This window comes from Zhouia spongiae (genome assembly GCF_022760175.1).
GTDB classification, from domain to species: Bacteria; Bacteroidota; Bacteroidia; order Flavobacteriales; family Flavobacteriaceae; genus Zhouia; species Zhouia spongiae.
Genome location: NZ_CP094326.1, coordinates 3,726,030 through 3,745,036, shown reverse-complemented (window position 1 = coordinate 3,745,036; position 19,007 = coordinate 3,726,030). Strand labels below are relative to the sequence as shown.

At 38.0% G+C, this 19,007-nt stretch carries 11 protein-coding genes; 10 read left to right on the top strand and 1 reads right to left on the bottom strand.

What is annotated here, in order from left to right; all coding sequences use genetic code 11:
* Positions 1 to 385: 385 nt before the first annotated feature.
* Positions 386 to 2,104, bottom strand: coding sequence for a PhoX family protein (locus MQE36_RS15750; RefSeq protein WP_242936927.1), 1,719 nt, complete (start codon positions 2,102 to 2,104; stop codon positions 386 to 388).
* Positions 2,105 to 2,348: 244 nt separating this feature from the next.
* On the opposite strand from MQE36_RS15750, the gene MQE36_RS15745 reads away from it, so the two are divergent.
* From MQE36_RS15745 to MQE36_RS15700, 10 genes are all read left to right on the top strand, one after another.
* A complete protein-coding gene (locus MQE36_RS15745) occupies positions 2,349 to 5,138 on the top strand; it encodes a M16 family metallopeptidase (protein ID WP_242936926.1) in 2,790 nt (929 codons plus the stop codon).
* Positions 5,139 to 5,449: 311 nt separating this feature from the next.
* A complete protein-coding gene (locus MQE36_RS15740) occupies positions 5,450 to 6,016 on the top strand; it encodes an RNA polymerase sigma-70 factor (RefSeq protein ID WP_341461508.1) in 567 nt (188 codons plus the stop codon).
* Positions 6,017 to 6,105: 89 nt separating this feature from the next.
* The gene (locus MQE36_RS15735; protein WP_242936924.1) at positions 6,106 to 7,311 is read left to right on the top strand and encodes a FecR family protein; all 1,206 of its coding nucleotides are present in this window, start codon (positions 6,106 to 6,108) and stop codon (positions 7,309 to 7,311) included.
* 97 nt (positions 7,312 to 7,408) lie between these two features.
* Positions 7,409 to 10,750, top strand: a complete 3,342-nt coding sequence (locus MQE36_RS15730) for a SusC/RagA family TonB-linked outer membrane protein (RefSeq protein WP_242936923.1) — start codon at positions 7,409 to 7,411, stop codon at positions 10,748 to 10,750.
* A gap of 105 nt (positions 10,751 to 10,855) precedes the next feature.
* Entirely contained in the window at positions 10,856 to 12,280 is a 1,425-nt protein-coding gene (locus MQE36_RS15725; RefSeq protein WP_242936922.1) for a RagB/SusD family nutrient uptake outer membrane protein, read from the top strand.
* Between the two features lie 18 nt (positions 12,281 to 12,298).
* Positions 12,299 to 13,069: a DUF4843 domain-containing protein gene (locus MQE36_RS15720; RefSeq protein ID WP_242936921.1), complete on the top strand. Its 771-nt coding sequence runs from the start codon at positions 12,299 to 12,301 to the stop codon at positions 13,067 to 13,069.
* Positions 13,070 to 13,094: 25 nt separating this feature from the next.
* Positions 13,095 to 14,582 (top strand): PKD-like family lipoprotein, encoded by a 1,488-nt coding sequence (locus MQE36_RS15715; protein WP_242936920.1) that lies wholly within the window; start codon positions 13,095 to 13,097, stop codon positions 14,580 to 14,582.
* A gap of 181 nt (positions 14,583 to 14,763) precedes the next feature.
* Positions 14,764 to 15,981 (top strand): thioredoxin family protein, encoded by a 1,218-nt coding sequence (locus tag MQE36_RS15710; RefSeq protein WP_242936919.1) that lies wholly within the window; start codon positions 14,764 to 14,766, stop codon positions 15,979 to 15,981.
* A 13-nt stretch (positions 15,982 to 15,994) separates the two neighbouring features.
* Positions 15,995 to 17,374 carry a TlpA family protein disulfide reductase gene (locus MQE36_RS15705; RefSeq protein WP_242936918.1) on the top strand — a complete coding sequence of 460 codons (1,380 nt, stop codon included), beginning with the start codon at positions 15,995 to 15,997 and terminating at the stop codon, positions 17,372 to 17,374.
* 95 nt (positions 17,375 to 17,469) lie between these two features.
* Positions 17,470 to 18,948 (top strand): aspartyl protease family protein, encoded by a 1,479-nt coding sequence (locus MQE36_RS15700; RefSeq protein ID WP_242936917.1) that lies wholly within the window; start codon positions 17,470 to 17,472, stop codon positions 18,946 to 18,948.
* Positions 18,949 to 19,007 lie beyond the last annotated feature (59 nt).

The window sequence follows — 19,007 nt, the reverse complement described above, 5'->3', positions numbered from 1 at the left end:
GTTAAAAAGAAATTAAGACGATCCCTTTTAATAACCCATCGATACAAGTCCACACAACGGAAGATAATTATTCCTTAATTTCAATCCCACCGACATCAAACAATCATACAAAAAACACTCCCGTAAAGCCGGAGCTATTACCTTTCAAAAACAAGCCAAAAACAGCTTTTTAACATAGTTATCCCCATATAATCCCTATATAATCTTCATATTATCCAGATAACTCTTAATGAATGACACATTAATTTCCCCTGTAAGCACCACAAACAACCTGCCGATAATTTGCTCCGCGCTGCAACCCATAAACAATGTAATCAGGTAATACCGTGATACTGTGCCCAGGCGGTGGAATTAAAAAATTGTGCAAACTTGCGACTTCCACCCACTAACCCTCAATTTGATGTAAGCAGTTCATTTTCTCAATCAGATCACCCGTAATAGCTACGACAGACGGTTTCGGAATCCCGTCCTTATCAAAAGGAAATTTACTTGTAGGATTACGGATGTCCTTAGTCTGTTCTCCCGGATGCTGCACACTTAAAAACAAGGTTTTTCCATCCGGAGAAAACCAGGGGCCGGTAAGTTCGGCATCCCTCGGAGCCGATGCAACCCGAATGACTTTCCCCGCATCTTTCCCATATCTTGGGATCACGAACAAACTATTGTTTTTAAAAGACATATAAGGTTCGTCTGCCCTGTTCATTGCACTGCCAGACATATCAGAAGTTATCCATAAGTTCCCCGACATATCAAAAGCTAAATTATCAGGACAAGAAAACCCGTTCTCCTCCCCACCGGCTTTATAGGTCGAGGCTTTAAAAGTTAACGCATCAAATGCACCGTCAGTTTCTTCAATTTTTAAGATAGAACCGTGGAAATCGTTTTTCCCTTTATTGTTAGTTAAAGTGATGAAAATGTTTCCGGTAATAGGGTCTATTTCTATATCCTCCGGACGGTTTAATGCCGTAGCGCCTACTAATTTTGCTGCTTCTCTCGCCCTGATAAGTACTTCGGTTTGATCTTTGAATTTAGCCTTTAAAACAGTTTGTGTTTCCCAATCCAAAGGAAGCCATTTGCCATTTTCAGTATCAGCCACATATAACGTCCCTTCCTTTAAAGAGCCCGGCTTAGACGAAATGAATTTATATAAATGCTCGTCGTTTTTATCATCACCCGTATAAGCAACCACACGCTTATCTGCCAGTTCATACAAAGTACAGCATTCGTGTGCAAACCGCCCTAAAGCGATATGTTTTTGGGCTGTTCCGTCTTTTGGATTTACCTCTACAACCCAACCGTAATGCTCCGGAGGATAGCTGTAAAATTTTTCCCAACCGTAGCTACTAGGTCTGTGGGTCGGTATGTTATTTGCATCGTATGTTGTTTCTCCGAAAAAACCATCGTAGTTTTCTTCACAGGTCAGGAACGTTTTCCAGGGAGTGATTCCCCCGGAGCAGTTACTATTTGTTCCTATGATGGTAGACTTGCCTTTAATAGGGGTGTCCCAGTTTAGTTGTATAGGTGTTTTTGCAGTAATACGCCTGTTATGAGGATCGTTTTGTACCACTTTCCATTGCCCGTTCTCTTCCCTGATTCTTACGATACTTCCGCCAACGTTATACATTTCTTGATCTACCTGTTCTTTGGTACGGTGCAGTTGCGGATTTTCGTAATCCCTGTAATTAAAATCAGAAACAAAAAGTGGATTTATATATTCGTGATTTACCCATAACAAGCCGTCTTTTGGATTGTTTTCATCCAACGGGATAAAACACGTAAAGTCATTGTTAAACCCAAAAGTATCCTGGTCGCTGATTTTATCGCCCCATTTTATAATGGTATGATAACTCAATCCGTTTGTCAGTAACAGATCGTCTTTATCAGAAGCAACCATACTTTCTAATCTCAGGTTTTTTAACCTTTCAAGGGTGTTTTTAGATAATTTTTTATCAGTAATCGGAGTGGTAGTACTACCACAACTAACTAAAAAAGGAGGTATTAAGACAGTTCCTAAACTTGCTTTACCTACGAAGGTGATGAATTTTCTTCTATTGTATTCCACGATGTCTTTTATACTATTTAAAACGACCTCAATGTTATTCAATATTTTTAATTCTAATATTTATTAAATGTTACGTTTTTGTTTAATTCATGCTTTTTTATAGAAGTATCCTTTGATAGACAGGACGTAGAGACCCCATGAACTTGCGGCATCCATTGTAAAAAATGTAAAACCCCATTCATTATTCGTAAAAAACCTATAAAAAAGTTAAATAAATGTCAAATAGCCAGGATTGTTACACCCATTTATATCTTTACGGTGTTCTATATCTAAAACATTAAAACTTATGAGAATATTTACTTTTGGAGCATTACTGCTAATGACCTTTTTTGGCGGAAATGCACAAACCGGAAAAGAGGTGCCTTTCGATGCCTCGGTCCGTAAAGGGATTTTACCTAACGGAATGCACTATTACATTAAGCATAATGAAGAGCCTAAAGAGAGGGCTTCGTTCTATTTTGCCCAGAACGTCGGATCCGTATTGGAGAAAGACACCCAACGCGGACTCGCACATTTTCTGGAGCACATGGCATTTAACGGTACCGAGCATTACCCCGAAAAAAGCATGCTGGCTTACCTCGAAAAAAATGGAGTGAAATTTGGTTCAGAGATCAATGCATTTACCGCGTTTGATAAAACAGTATACAATATCAGCAAAGTACCTGTTACCAACCAGAAACTGATAGACTCTACTTTATTGGTGCTGCATGACTGGTCGGGCTCTTTATCGCTAACCGAAAAAGAGATCGATGCAGAACGGGGGGTTATTAACGAAGAATGGAGAACCAGAAACACCCCTGGGTTTAGAGTCGCAGAAAAAATATGGACGGAAGGCGTGATGGAAGGATCGGTATATGCCAAACGAATGCCTATCGGCTTGATGTCTGTCGTGAACAATTTTGAATACGACGAATTAAGAGATTATTACAAAAGATGGTATAGACCGGATCAGCAGGCAGTAGTGGTCGTGGGAGATATAGATGTTGATAAAATGGAAGAACGCATCATCTCCACTTTCTCGTCGATACCTTTAAAAAAGAACCTGCCGGAAAGAAAAGAATTTGACATTACGCTGAATGGCGGTACCAGGTTTATAAAGTCTCTTGATAAAGAAGTAGGTACGGTGGGAGTACAGTTCTATATACGGAACAAAGCCAAAAAACGTGAAGGATTTGAATACCTGGACAATAGCCTGAAAGAAAGCCTGGTTTCTTATATCCTTAACAACAGGTATAAAGAAATGGTGGTGAAGCCTGATTGTCCGGCATTGAGCGCAGGTTACTCATACTCCAATTTTATACGGCCGTTAGACATCCTGAGCCTGAACATACAGCCAAAAACAGGAATGGAGCTAAAAAGTTTTGAATTTGCATTAACCGAATTATTGCGGTTTGTAACGCATGGTGCTACAGAAAGCGAACTACAAAGAGCTAAAATCTCTATTAAGAACAATCAGTTATCTTATTTAAAGAACAAAGATAAGATCAGCAGCGATTCTTATGCCAATAGTATCTATGCACATTTCTTTTCTAAAAACCCTATGCCGGATGTGACATGGAATGTAGACTATATTGTAAATCGTTTAGAAACGATCAGTAACGAAGACTTGTTAAAACATATCCGTGCCAATTATAAGAAAGAAGATATCGTTGTAGCCGTTACAGGTCCGGAAGATAAGGATTACCCGGGAGAAGATGCTTTTATGGAGACCTATAACAAAGTACACCAATCAGATTTAAAACCATTTGAAGACACTACTTCAGACGAGCCGTTGATTGCAGCGCAGTTAACAGCCAGGCCTGTCATTAAAAAAGAAAAGCTTCAGGGGGTAGACGCTAATATGTATACTTTAAGCAATGGGGCGAAAGTGGTTATTTACCCTACAACATACGATAAAGATGTAATTTATATAAGAGGTTACAGTCCGGGAGGAACCTCATTGTTGGAAACGCCAATGCTTCCTTCTGCCGATGCGGTAACATATGTGGCATCACAGTCCGGATTGGGTAATTTTGATAAAATAGCCCTGGGTAAAAAATTGGCAGGAACCAATACTTCTTTAAGTATGGGACTTAGCGAATTGTCGGAATCTGTTTCGGGCCGCAGTACAAAGTCTGATATAGAGGTGTTGTTTAAAAAACTGTACCTGAGTTTTGAAGCCCCGAGATTTGAGCAGGAAGCTTATGACCTGGCTATAAAAAGATTTGAAAAAGGACTTGAACAAAAGAAAAAGAATAAAAAGAGTACACTACAGGATTCTATTTCTTTAGCCATGTCTGATCACCATAAAAGAACATTGCTTTTTAACGAGTCGCTATTGAAACAAATAGACTTTCAGAAGCTCCAAAATATATATAAGGACAGGTTTAAAGGAGCAGATGACTTTACATTTGTACTGGTAGGCGATATCGATGAAGACCAGGTGCTGAAGTTAGCTCAGAAATATATCGGAAATATAAAACCGTCGGGAGCAAAAGAATCTTATATCGACCACAAATATGTTCCGGCAGACGGAAAATCGGTGGTACGTGTAAAAGAAGAGATGGAAACGCCACAGACTACGGTACGTGTAATTTTTAACGGGGAGATGCCTTATTCGTTAAAGAACGGGTTGGTAGTAAGTATGCTTGGTCAGTTACTGGAAAAAAGTTGTCACGAGGTAATACGTGAAGAAGAAGGAGGGAGCTACGGAGTAGGAGCTTCCGGGAGCTTGACCGATATACCTGATGAACGGTATACAGTTTCTGTAGGTTTTGATTGTAATCCTGATAAAACAGAACAGCTACTCGGTGTTGTCTATCATGAAGTGAACAAATTGTCTGAAGAGATAAATGCAAACGATTTTAACGAGGTGAAAATGGCCATGATCAAATCCAGAAAAGAAGCTGTGAACAATAACAGTTACTGGATGAGTGTTATTACATCGAATGTATTTTACGGAAGAGAGATTTATACGCTAAACGATTATATAGCACTTGTTAATACCATAACAGAAAACGATATAAAGAAAGCAGCCCGTACAATAGCTGAGAAGTCTGATGTGGTTGAAGGGGTTCTGATTCCTGAGAATTTATAACAGAACAACCTTTTATCCGGAATACTGAAATCCCCGTTCTTCGGGGATTTTTTTGTATACAGGCATGGCATCTCTATCACAATTATATAAGGATTCTTCAGAACCCGGTTTCTGCTGGTATGTTGTTCATATATAAAATTCAATGAGCAAATAAACACAATACAGTCGTTTGTATTTGTATGAATGTTGTTCATGTGACATTTGAAGGATTCCTACCGAATTTTGATGAATTTTAAGTTTACGGCAACGGTTTTACAAAAAGAAAATTTATATTTATCACCATTTTAAAAATATAGTAATCAAATCGTTATATAATCATTAACCCTCAAGCCAAACATATAAAGATTACTCCGAGTTCTTATAGAGAAATATTTTACAACCTGTATCCCAGGTTACTTTCATTCTGCATAAAGTATGTGAAAGATCCGTTTGCAGCCGAAGAGATTGTAGAAGAATGCATGCTTTATTTATGGGAACGTAAAAACGATCTGGCGGAGGTCATGGATCTGAAGTCTTATTTATATACGATGGTCAGGAATAAGGCTTATGCCTACCTGAAAAAAAACAGTAAAGTAGTATCCCTGGATTCCGGTTTTGGAGAATCCGTCAGTCAGGAAGATGAATATATAATAGAGGAAGAAGTCCATGCCACCCTTATAGCCGCTTTAAATACCCTGCCCGAAAAGTGCAGAAGGGTGTTTGAGTTGTCTTGCCTTGAAGGGTTAAAATATAAAGATATAGCAGAAGATATGGGGATATCTGTAAATACTGTTAAGTCTCAACGATCCAGAGCTATAGAATTACTTAAAACCCAGCTGAAAGACAACCCGCTTCTGTTGATATATTTATCTATGATGTTAAAAAATCAAATTTTTTAGATTTTTTTTCCACCCATTTTACATTTTAATCACTCTTACTAACAAAATAAAGGAGAAGTACACGATTGCCTGATGTACTTTAATGAGATATGAATAAAGATATTCCATCAAAATATAAGATTGCAGCCCTGATTTCAAAATCAGTTATGAAAACGTTGAACGAGGAAGAGAAGGTAATTCTGGACCATTGGTTGAAAAACGGGCATAATAAAAAAGCTTACGACAGGATTCTTGATAAAGACGAGATTAATTCCAAACAGAAATTCTACAGTTCGCTGGACAGGGATAAAGCTTTTTTGAAGTTGCAGTCAAAAATAAAGCGTCACGAAGCCGGAACTTTCCGTAAAAAACTATACCGCCTGAGTAAGTATGCGGCGATCTTATTGGTTGCCGTGTCAGGAGTCATGGTCTGGAACCATTATTCGTCGGAGAAAGAACGTGTGATAACAGAACAGGTGTTAACCGAGATCCAGCCGGGCTATGAAAAGGCAACCCTTGTACTGTCTGACGGTACAGAGGTAGACCTTACGAGGGTGAAGAATCAGCCTGTCCGTACAACGGGAGGCATTCAGATTGTTAATTCTCAAAATGTATTGGCTTACAATGTGGATAAGGCAGCAAATGAAGAAGAGCCCAGGTATAATACGTTGCATGTGCCGGTAGGAGGAATTTATACGGTGATACTCCCTGATGGTAGTAAAGTGTGGTTAAATTCTGCATCGTCGATCAGGTACCCGGAACGTTTTACAGGAAAGCAAAGACTGGTAGAGCTTAAAGGAGAAGCTTATTTTGAAGTAAAGAAAGGTACCAGGGAGTTTGTGGTGAGGACAGTAAACGAAGACATTACCGTGCTGGGAACCTCCTTTAATATAAGTGCCTATCCGAATGATGAATATGTGGCCACGACTTTGGTTGAAGGAAAAGTTAAACTAACAACGGATGCAAAACAAGATGTTTTCCTTTCTCCGGGTGAAATGGGATATTTAAACTTCGGGGCTAAAGAAGGGGTGAAAGTATATGATGTGGATATCCGTTACCATACCTCATGGAAAGATGGCAGGTTTTACTTTGAGCGGGGCTCACTGGAGAGTATCTTGAAAAAAGTAGGTCGCTGGTACGGTTTTAAGGTAAGGTTTGAAGATGAAGAGCTGAGAAAGGTGCCTTTTACCGGGGTGGCGAAAAAGGATGCCCCCCTGGAAGATCTTCTAGAAATGATCAGCAGGACTGCACGTATAGGGTATACGGCACAAAAAACAAAAACAGGAGTATATGAAATAATTATATCAAAAAAATAACAGCAAAAAAAACCGGGAAGTGTTGGCCGCACTAACCGGTATAGGCTGTTAATTAACTAGTCTCTTTAAATAATTAACTAACTAAACATGTAAATGTATGAAAAAAATTCTATCGTGGGAAATCCTCGGATTTCTCGAGCGGTATGAGCGACAAATTATGTGGATTATGAAGCGATCGCTTATTGTATTCTGTATTTTATTTTTGAATGTCACCGCATTCGCATTTTCGCAAAAAGTAACCTTGAATCTGGGAAAGGTTACGTTGCATGAAGCACTGAAAGAAATAGGGAACTCTGCTAATGTTGATTTCTTTTACAGTGATAAAGAACTCGATGTAAATAAGGTTGTTAAGGTCAGGTTTGATAAAACAGACCTGATAGAAGCTATATCCAGTTTAATAGGGAGTCGTTTCTCTGTGGAAAAACAAGGAGAAGGGCTCTATTTGATTATTCCGGTTGATGAATTGGCAGATCAGGAAATGATTACAGTTAAGGGGGTTGTGACGGACGAAAATGGACAACCTTTACCTGGGGTAACAGTAGTGGTAAGTGAAGAAAGAAGGGGTGTTGTTACAGATTTTGATGGTGTCTTTGAGATTACTGTTAAAAAAGGAGCTGTACTTTCTTTTAGCTATATAGGATATCTTACGCAGGAGATATCAGCTAATGATAAAACCATCAATGTTAAGATGGCTCTTGATGTAGCAGAACTGGACGCTGTTGTGGTTACGGGTATTGTAGAACGTAAAAAGGAAACCTATACGGGGGCTGTTAATACAATATCCGGAGAAGAATTGAAAGCTATTGGGAATCAGAATATTATACAAAGTATAAAAACGTTAGATCCTTCGTTTATCGTTTTAGAAAATAACCTTCAAGGATCGAATCCTAATGTATTGCCAACAATAGAAGTGAGAGGGCAAACAAGTATAGCGACTGATGCAGCACGTGATCAATTTGGTACAGACCCTAATAGTCCGTTGTTTGTGTTAGATGGGTTTGAAACTGACTTAAGAACTATAGTTGATTTAGATATGAACCGCATCGCTTCTATTACCATACTAAAAGATGCAGCTTCAACAGCGTTGTATGGTTCAAAAGCAGCTAACGGTGTTGTTGTAGTAGAAACGAAAAAGCCAACAGCAGGCGAAATCCGTGTAAGCTACACAGGTGATTTTTCTGTAGATATTCCCGATTTGTCGGATTATAATTTAATGAATGCAGAAGAAAAATTAGAATTCGAACGTTTGTCGGGCAGATGGACAGATTATGTAGATGATCCAAGGAGGCAAGCTGTATTAGACAGTCTTTATAATGTTAAGTTGGCCGATGTAACAAGAGGAGTTGATAGTTATTGGTTAAGCGAACCGGTGCAAACTGCCTTTACTCAAAAACACGCGATATATGTTGATGGCGGAACAGATGAGCTGCGTTTTAATGCTGGTTTGAATTATAGAAATCAAGAGGGAGTCATGAAAGGTTCCGGAAGAGATACCTGGGGCGGAAACTTAGATTTGACCTATAGAAAAGGGAAATTAAATATCTATAATAGATTGTATGTTAGTGGGGCTGAGGCCGATGAATCGCCTTACGGGTCATTTTCAAAATTTGCACAAGCTAACCCTTATTATAGAAAACATAATGAGGATGGTGAAATAACCAAATACTTAGAATCGAATGTTAATGTAGTAGGCTTCTATAGATATAATGTTGTAAATCCGTTATACAGTTCAACTTTAAGTAATCGCAACACTACGCAGGGACTTAACGTTCAAAATAACTTAGGGTTAATATGGACACTGAATTCTAATGTAAGGTTTCAAGGGGCGGTTCAGTTAAAAAAAGGAAGCTCAGAGCGCGAAGTGTTTACTTCTCCTGAAGAAACAATTTTTGATGATGTTGCCTTTTTTGAAAAAGGAGAGTATGCCAATACACAAACCGAAAGCTTTAGTTATATAGCCAATGCTATGTTGGTATACCACAACGTTTTTGCAGAAAAACATAGTCTTACAGGAAACTTAAGAACAGAGATAGAAGAACAAAATAATGAAGTGTATACTACGGTAGCTGTTGGATTTCCCAATGGTACTAATGGAAATCCTAGTTTTTCATTTAGCTACGACCCAAATGCAAAACCAACGTATTTTACTGGAAAATACCGTAGAAATAATGTTATGGGGTCTGTAAACTATGCTTACGATAATAAATACTTTTTAGATGCAAATTACCGCTTGGACGGTTCTACGGCGTTTGGTTCTAACGAAAAATATTCACCATTCTGGTCTGTAGGTTTAGGTTGGAACATACATAAAGAATTAGGGATGCCAAGTGTGGTTAACTTATTAAGGTTAAGACAAACGTTTGGATATACAGGTAATCAAAGTTTGGGTAGCGTAGCGTCAACGTCGGTTTATAATTACAGCGATCTGATTAACTATTTTGGACCAGGGCTTAGGCTAACTACTTATGCAAACCCGGATTTAGAGTGGCAACGTACATTCGATATGAACTTAGGTTTGGATATAGCCCTGTTCAACAGCCGATTTGATGCTCAACTAAATGTCTACAGGAAAAAAACAGATCCATTGGTGGTACCTGTGAATCTGGCCTCGTCTACAGGTTTGGTGGCTTACCCTTTAAATGTGGGCTATTTACAGGTAGATGGTTTTGAGGCTATTACCAATTTTAAAATTATAAACAATTTAGAAAACCAAGTATTCTGGAGAATAGGCGCTACTGCGGCCATAGTAAATATGGAATATGGTGGTTTTGGTAACACCTTGCAAAATTTAGATGAAGACGCTTTAGATAGTGGTTCGTTGAGACGTTACAGAGATGGTAATAGTCCTGATGATATTTGGGCTGTACCTTCATTAGGGATAGATCCGGCCACCGGACGTGAGATTTTTTTAAAGAAAAACGGACAAACTACTTTTGATTTTGATTATGAAGATGAGGTGGTAGTAGGTTCTACCCGCCCAAAAGTTGAAGGTATATTAAGCAATTATTTTAATTATAAAGGTTTCAGTTTAGGGCTTAACGTAAGGTATCGTTTTGGTGGACAGGATTTTAATACCGCTTTATACAACAAGGTAGAAAATATTGGTGTCGATGATATCCTGCTTAATCAGGATAAACGAGCTCTGTACGACAGATGGCAACAGCCTGGCGATGTAACAAGATTTAAATCGATAGCTATTTCAGAAAATACACCTATTTCTTCACGTTTTGTTCAAGATAATGATGTATTGGTAGGGGAGTCTTTTAATCTAGGGTACAGGGTCGAAAATAAACCCTGGTTAGACAATCTGGGCATGAAGACCCTACGTGTAACAGCTTATATGAACGATATCTTTAGAACAGGTACAATTAAAGCAGAGCGAGGTATCGACTATCCTTTTGCAAGATCGGTTTCATTTAGCATAAATGCATCATTTTAAAAAAAGAACAGTTATGAAATGCCCATTAATAAAAAGTTGCAAACCCAAGCGGTATGATAATTTGGGCATCGCATCTGACCATTAAAAAGCAATAAATATTAACAGATGAAAACAAATATATATAAAACGGTATTGTTTGTCTTGATTGCAGTAGTGTTTACATCATGTAGTGACTATTTGGATGTGCAGCCGGAAGATAAACTTTTGGAAGATCAGATATACAATTCAGAATCAGGGACAAATAATGTGCTTAACGGTATATATTTAAATTTAACCGATAAGAAATTATATGGTGGTAATTTAACTATGAGTACGATCGAGCTTTTGGCTCAACGGTATAACGCATCAGAGACCTATTATAATTTTGCTAATTATGCCTATCAGGAAAATAATGTAAAAGAAAATTTTGATGATATCTGGACATCGGCTTATACCAACATTTTAAATTTAAACGATTTAATTGCCAACGTAGAAAAATATAATATACTAACACCCTTTAAAACAAGTATTATAAAAGGGGAAGCTTATGGGCTTCGTGCGATGTTACATTTTGATATGTTACGGCTATTTGGCCCTGTTTATAGTGAAAATCCAGACAATTTGGCCATCCCGTATTATACAAAAACACAGGCGAAAAACGGTGAAATATTACCTGCTGACCAAGTGTTGGAAAATATTGTTGCCGATTTAACGAAAGCTGAGGAGCTATTAGATGAAGACCCAATACGTCAAAATGGGGTTAATTCAGGAAGTTTGGAAGCTCCTTTTTATTACAACAATAGAAATCTACGGTTTAATTTCTTTGCAGTTAAGGCATTACAAGCTAGGGTGTATTTGTATGCAGGCAATGCAGTCGAAGCCAATAAAGCCGCTAAAGTAGTAATAGATGAAGCTTCTTCATTTTTTCCATGGACAGACCCAACCGATGTAGTGTCTGCAGGAAGTAATCCAGACCGTACATTTTCATCAGAAGTAATATTTGCTATGCAAAATGTAGAGTTGTACGAAAGGCAAAATGACTTTTTTAGTAGCTCCTTAATAGACAATAACATATTAGCACCAAATGCTACACGTTTACGAAATGTGTTTGAGAATAACGAAAACGATTATCGTTACACCTCGACTTGGATTTATCCTGCCGAGAAAACATATCGTACCTTTTATAAGTATGCAGATATAAGTGATTCTCGCTTACTATTTAGGTATTTACAACCTTTAATACGTATCTCCGAAATGTATTATATAGCCGCCGAAACTGAAACCGATGAAACCTTGGCCTTGCAATATTTAAATACGGTAAGGTTTAACAGAGGTTTGGTAGATTTAACATCGGAGATTAATATCAATACGGAGTTGGAAAAAGAATACCAAAAAGAATTTTTTGGAGAAGGGCAACTGTTTTTCTATTATAAAAGGAGAAATATTCCAAGAATTTTAAATGGATCTTCGTCTTCTTCATTTAGTAGAATAACTATGGACGAAAGTAAGTATGTAGTGCCTTTACCGGACTCTGAAACTAAGTATCAATAATCTTAATTCGAATTACAAATGAAAAATAAAATTATATACATAGGTTTGGTTTGTTGTTATATACTGGCTATATCCTGTAGCACAGACGAGATAGATACTTTTAATACTAAGGATAATGTATATTTTACCTGGGCAGAGAAAAGACCAGACAATACTTATCCTCACCAATATATAGATAGCCTGGGGATGACGTTTGCTTTTATGCCGCAAACCACAACAGATATTATCTTTAAATTACCTATATCTGTACAAGGAAAACTTTCACAACAGGCTAGGGAGGTTGATGTAAAGGTAAGAGAAGAATCGACTGCCAAAAAAGGGGTGCATTTCGATTTTCCCGACCAATTAACCCTTAGGGCAAACAGTCATGTAGATAGTATCCCGATTACATTATACAGAACCCCGGATATGAAATCGAGTACTTTTACATTGGCACTTGAATTAGTAGCCAATGAAAATTTCTCGGTAAATATGGAAGATAAAATTATAGACGAGCAGACAGGAGAAACTAGAAACTATACGGTTTTTCAAATATCTATGAACGATATTTTGCAAACACCACAGCATTGGTCTAGCGGATATTTTGGGGTATTTACAGTTAAAAAAATGCTTTTGATGGGTGAGCTTTTAAACATCCCTATGGATTATTATACCCACCAGGTAGCTATTCCAGAAATAGAATATCATGGGCAGTTTATGCAACGCTACCTAAATGAAAAGACGGCTGCAGGGGAAACCATTTATGAAGAGGATGGTACACCTATGGCTATGGGCATCTTTGTGCAGTAAATAATTAATTATTAAAAGTAAAGCAATGTTTAAAAATATAAATCAATATATAACAATAGCCTCCGTTTTTTGTGCGCTGTTGTGGTCTTGTAGCGAAGACCTTGGTAATTATGATTATTTACCTATCAATGAAATAGAGTTTCAGGATATTGGGACGGAGTATATCGCCTTGTTGGGTGAACCATTTGAGATTACACCAACGCTTAAATATACGAAAGACTTAGAAGCAAATGAGAGCAGATATACTTACGAATGGGTAGCTTACAGGGAAGGCAATGTGCTTCCGGGCGATCAAAGGTGGGATTTGGCAACAACAAAAAACCTGCAATTAGAATCGCTTACTTTGGCACCAGCCGATTATAATGTAAGGTATCTGGTTACCGATAGTGAAACAGGTGTGCAGTGGAGTACCACTTTTAAATTAAAAGTAGACAGTTCTATTTACGAAGGGTGGATGTTAATGAGCGATGTTAACGGCGCGGCCAGGTTGGATATGGTGTCCAAAATTGCCGATGAATATACCCCAATATACGATGTGCTGGCTTATGCCGGGTCATCATTAACATTAGAAGGAGCTCCTGTAAATGTATATTGTTACGATTACGACCCTCAGTTTTACGGTATCTATGTAACAACAGAAGGTACGGGTACTACCAAGATAAATCCTGATAGCTTCGATTGGGAAACGGAATATTATGTGTCTTTTGAAATGCTTTCTGATGTGCCTACCGATTTTAAGGCCGACTTTATAAAAAGAACGGGAGGGAACGAAAGTTTAATGTACAAAGATGGTAATTTCTATTATTATTTAAGAATTTACCAATATAGATACAGCGTACCGGTAAATATTATGGATGGAGAGAGTGCGGTTTTTGAAGCTGCTCCTTTTGTTGGTTCTGGAGGGGTTATTATTGGTACCAATATATTGTATGACAACGACAACAAACGTTTTGTACGTCAGCCATGGGCTGCTCAAAAATGTGGTGAAATGCCTCAAGGTACACTGTTTGATTATAATACCGGCAAAGATTTGCTGTATATGGACAGAACGGGCTACAATGGAGGTGAAGTATTTGCTATTCTGAAAGATCCTGCAGATGGTAAGGTGTTTTTAGCACGTATGAGTAATGACTATGGTACTGTTAATCAGCTGTATTACGAAGAGGTGCCTGCGGAAATAGCGGCAGACATGGCACAGGCAGAGCATTTTGCTGTTAATCCGGATTTTGGGTATGTTTTCTATAACGTTGGTAGTAAAGTGTATGAGTATGATTTTGGGATCAAACAATCGAAACTAATGATCGATAAGGGCGCTGAAGAAATAACCTTGTTAAAATTTGAAGAATTATCCTATTTTGCTAATAGATTGGTAGTTACCAGTTACGATTCTGGTAGTGCTAATGGTACTATGGAACTTTATGAAGTACCTCCTGTAAATGGCGATTTGGGCGATCCGTTGCAATCTTACACAGGATTTGGTAAAATTGTAAGTATATCTTACCGTTTACGTTAATCGTTTTTTATATCTAAAAATAGTAGTAAGGGGTTGGTGGCTGGGCAGCCAACCCTTTGTAACACATAATACATTATACGCTGTATGATGAGGGGATATATTGTTGTTTTTTTACAGGGTTACATTGTGATTTGATAACCATCAGCAATAATTTGTCTCAAATATTAAAACTTAATTATACATGAAAAATATATTAAAATATACTGTTTTTGTAGTCGTATTACTTTCCCCCTTTTTTGGAACAACTCAAACTAAATTTGAACCGGGATCGTGGGATGACGTTCTTGAAAAAGCACAACAGGAGGGTAAACCGGTATTTGTAGACCTTTATTTTACAGGCTGCATGCCTTGTGCCGAAATGGACAAAAGAGTGTTCCCCGATCCGAAGGTGGCAACAATACTAAACAATGATTTTATAACCTATAAGGTAAATGTCTATAAAGACGAAGAAAAGGTATTGGGAGAAAGACTAATGAAAAAATACGGGATCACCGGATTTCCAACCTTTCTTCTGCTGGCTCCCGATCAGCATATTATAGCCATAGAAAGTGGTTTTATAGGGGTTGATAACCTGGTAAACCTGCTTGCCGAAGCTAAAGCAAAGAACAGAGAGAAAACATTTAAAGATTACAGCCCTTCATTCAATTTGCAATACCCCGATTTTTACAACACCTATTTTGAAACAAAAAAGCTTAAGGCGACCCAGGAGGAAATAGAAGCATATCTCGATGCTCAACCCGATAAAATGGCAGAAATACCTTTTCTGGTGATGCTCAAATTGGTTTACAAGGGAAAATATGCTGCCTATTATATAGAACATGCACAAGAACTGGCCGAAAAATACGGGGAAAAACGGGTAAGTATGAGTATGTTAAGTAAAGTCCCTGCACGTGCAAAAGAATTGGCTAAGAATAGTGATTATAAAGCTTACGATAAAATGCTTGCCGATCTGAAAACAATTTTTTCACCGGCTGATTGGCAGCGTCTAAGTATAGAAACCTTGTATCAACCATACTATAAGGAAAGTAAAGACGCAACCTGGTTTATCGGGAAAATTAAAAACGGAGGATACGACTGGCAGGATAAAAGCAATGCTTATGCACAAATAATTATAGACTCGGGAAGTGATAGATCCGTGCTTAGCTTACTTTATAAAGAATATAAGAAATACTCCCCGAAAAATACCAAGGCAGATATCTATAAAGAAGCTCTTATACTGTCGTATTTAGGTAAATACAACCAGGCAGCGGAAAGCATAAAAGGGATAGACAAGGCTAAAGATTCATATGGTACAAGCGATGATGATATTGCACAATTGCTAGCAGCTATTCAGAACAAGAATCTGAACAATTTTAAACCAAAGAAAGCATGGGACCCCAAACCTTTTTCAATGGACTAATAAATATCATATCATGAACTACAATATATTAAAACCGGTACTGATTCTTTTGCTGGTATGCTCGTGTACCCGTCAAAGCACAGTTCGTATTTCCGGCACCTATCAGGAAACAGGTAAAGAAAAAGAAACCGTAACCCTAGTCTATTTATACGATATAGTAGAAGGCGAATTCAGGATTTTAGATAGCATACCCCTTAATGGAACTCAATTTAGTTACAGCTTTGAAGCTACAAGGCCACAGATATATGCATTGGGAACCGATTATCCTTCCTGTAAATTGTATGTAAAACCGGGAGATGATCTGTCGATAAAAATGAATGGAAATTACGAGATTGTTTCCGGTAATGATAAGGTTCACGATCATTTTCGGAAATGGAATGAACTCATAAGTGAAACCTATAAGAAAGCAGGGTTTTCACAGGATGATTTAAATGCAAAAATAAAAAATGTTGAGACAAGTGTTTTCCAACTGGAACAACTGATAGCTGCTGTTCCCGATAATGAGACTTATAAGGCGTATTTTTCTAAAATGGCTTCTGCGGAACTCGATGGGTTATATCTTAAACTGTGGTCTGATCCGCGAATGATGTTCCCGGAATTTTCAAAACTGCCTAAGCAATATAAAGAACTCTATCAGCCCGACAAATATCAGGATCTGGCGCTTTCAGATTGTTATTTTGGGAGTTCACTGGCTAAAGACTACCTCCGTTTTGCGTTGAATTATAAGCACAACTTTTATGCAAAAAGAAATTATACCGATTACGATTCCATTTATATAAAGGAATTGAAAAGGCTGGGAGATAACGAGATAGCTTCGAAATTGGCCCTGGAAGAACTCCTTAACAGAAGGTTGTATGGAGAAGTGTTTTATGAAAAAGAAAAGTTGTATGCCCCTTTATTGATAACAGATAAACAAAAAGATGAGGTGCAGCAATATATAAAAGAACAAATAGAGCCCTATACAGCAGGGGTTACTGCACCGTCATTTACTTTTATAGATGATAAGGGTACCGAAATCTCACTTCGCGACCTTAAAGGGAAACCGGTTTATATAGATGTATGGGCTACCTGGTGCGCACCCTGTAAAGCTGAAATACCACATCTTGAAAAAGTGTATGAAGCATATAAAGAAGACGTACAATTCGTGAGCGTTTCGGTAGATAAAAATAAAGGAGCCTGGGAAAATTTCATTACCGGAAGTCCACATTCCTGGGTTCAGTTGTATGGAGGAGGTGAGTGGCATAAAAAGAATAAAGCATTTTTCGATTTCTACCAAATAGCAGGCATACCGAGGTTTATTCTTATCGATAAAGAAGGGAAGCTGATCATGTATGATGCCTACAGACCGTCGAACGACAAGCTCATTGAAAAATTGAATAGTATTAAGGGGTAAACATTTTTGAATGTATTTGAATTAGTAGTTAGTAATTGGCAATCGTCGGGGACTACCCCTTTTCATTTGTTCCCGGCGATTTATAAAAAACGGATATGAAGAAAATAATAATGTTAACAACATTATTGCTGGTGACTTTTAATGTCTCTGCACAGCAAGACAAGAAAGCCAGGGATGTAATAGCTGCTTATGAAACAGCCTTTAAAAACCGGGATTTTGAAAAAATGAAGACCCTGTTGGCCGATGATTTTAGTATAGCTGTGTATGAAACCCCATCAACAGACAGGTTGTTTGAAGGCATATTGGAACGTTACTATTTACTGGATTCGCTTAACGTTAAAAGTGTCAACACCGTAGAAGGTGAAACGAGGGTACAAGTGACACATTTTTTTAAAGATCAGAAGCCTCATACGTCTACCATAGTTTTAAATTCAGGACATAAGATCAAGTATGCAGACCTGTTAGACCAACTGTATAAGGTAGATCGTTATCAGACATCTGAACTGATAGTGAAAATACCTTTTGAAATGCTTCACGAATCTATTGCGGTAAAATTAAAACTGAACGATTCGGAAGATGAATTTACGATGCTCTTCGATACGGGAGCAGACGGAATGGCTCTTTCTCCGACGGCGGCAGCAAAAGCAAATATTAAAAATATCCGGGATCATTCTACCTCGGTGGTGGGTGGCACGGCAAATGTAAAAATATCTTCGGGTAATACGATCAGGGTTGGAGAACTATCGATCCCCGATCAGAACCTGGTGGTCTTTCCACAAATCAGTAAGGGTTTTGACGGAATTTTTGGAGGTAATTTCCTTTCAAAATACATCACAAGGGTAGATTTCGATACGCAGAAAATAGAACTGTATTCGTTCGGGGAGTATAAAGGCATCGGAACACCAACACCAACTTCTTATGCTTCTGGAGTGCCTGTGATAGAATGCGATATAAAACTTAATAACGGCAAGGAAGCTCAAGGAAGTTATGTGTTCGATACCGGAGCCGGTTACAATATCATATCATTCGGACCTTTTGTACATGAGTACAAACTCGATGAAGAGTTCAAATACGATTACCTGTCTACCAATTACAGTGTAGGGCATGCCACCCAAACGATGATGGGAAACTATTCGCAACTTCAGTTTTCTGAATTTACTTTTTATGGTGTTAGCGGAGCTTTGCAGGCCTATCAGGAAGACAATAAAAACTGGGCTTCTAACGACGGTTCCATAGGAATTGAAGTGATAAAACGGTTTAATTTTACGGTAGACCTCCTCCATAAAGTTATTTATCTTGAACCTAATTCCAATTACAAAAAGCCCTTTGATTTTACAGTTTCCGGACTTATTATCGGGTTTGATGCCGATGGGGAAATGCAGGTGAAAACAGTAATTCAGGGGTCTAAAGCACATGCTTCCGGAATACAGCAAGGAACAACCATACATGCCATCAACGGTTATACTGCGGAAGAATTGCAACTACCCGAAAACATAAACCTTATAAAAACTTCGAATGCTCCGTTAGAGTTGAGAGTTACCCGGGGAGACCAATCGATGCAGATAACGATTTAAAACGTTGAATAATAATTAAGACTAAAAACAATAACTTCTTTTAATTATAAAATTTTAAA

Bases quoted from the DNA above. Each gene is read 5' to 3' on its own strand.
- MQE36_RS15710 (WP_242936919.1), top strand. From the start codon at position 14,764: ATGAAAAATATATTAAAATATACTGTTTTTGTAGTCGTATTACTTTCC.
- MQE36_RS15715 (WP_242936920.1), top strand. From the start codon at position 13,095: ATGTTTAAAAATATAAATCAATATATAACAATAGCCTCCGTTTTTTGT.
- MQE36_RS15700 (WP_242936917.1), top strand. From the start codon at position 17,470: ATGAAGAAAATAATAATGTTAACAACATTATTGCTGGTGACTTTTAAT.
- MQE36_RS15705 (WP_242936918.1), top strand. From the start codon at position 15,995: ATGAACTACAATATATTAAAACCGGTACTGATTCTTTTGCTGGTATGC.
- MQE36_RS15745 (WP_242936926.1), top strand. From the start codon at position 2,349: ATGAGAATATTTACTTTTGGAGCATTACTGCTAATGACCTTTTTTGGC.
- MQE36_RS15730 (WP_242936923.1), top strand. From the start codon at position 7,409: ATGAAAAAAATTCTATCGTGGGAAATCCTCGGATTTCTCGAGCGGTAT.
- MQE36_RS15720 (WP_242936921.1), top strand. From the start codon at position 12,299: ATGAAAAATAAAATTATATACATAGGTTTGGTTTGTTGTTATATACTG.
- MQE36_RS15725 (WP_242936922.1), top strand. From the start codon at position 10,856: ATGAAAACAAATATATATAAAACGGTATTGTTTGTCTTGATTGCAGTA.
- MQE36_RS15735 (WP_242936924.1), top strand. From the start codon at position 6,106: ATGAATAAAGATATTCCATCAAAATATAAGATTGCAGCCCTGATTTCA.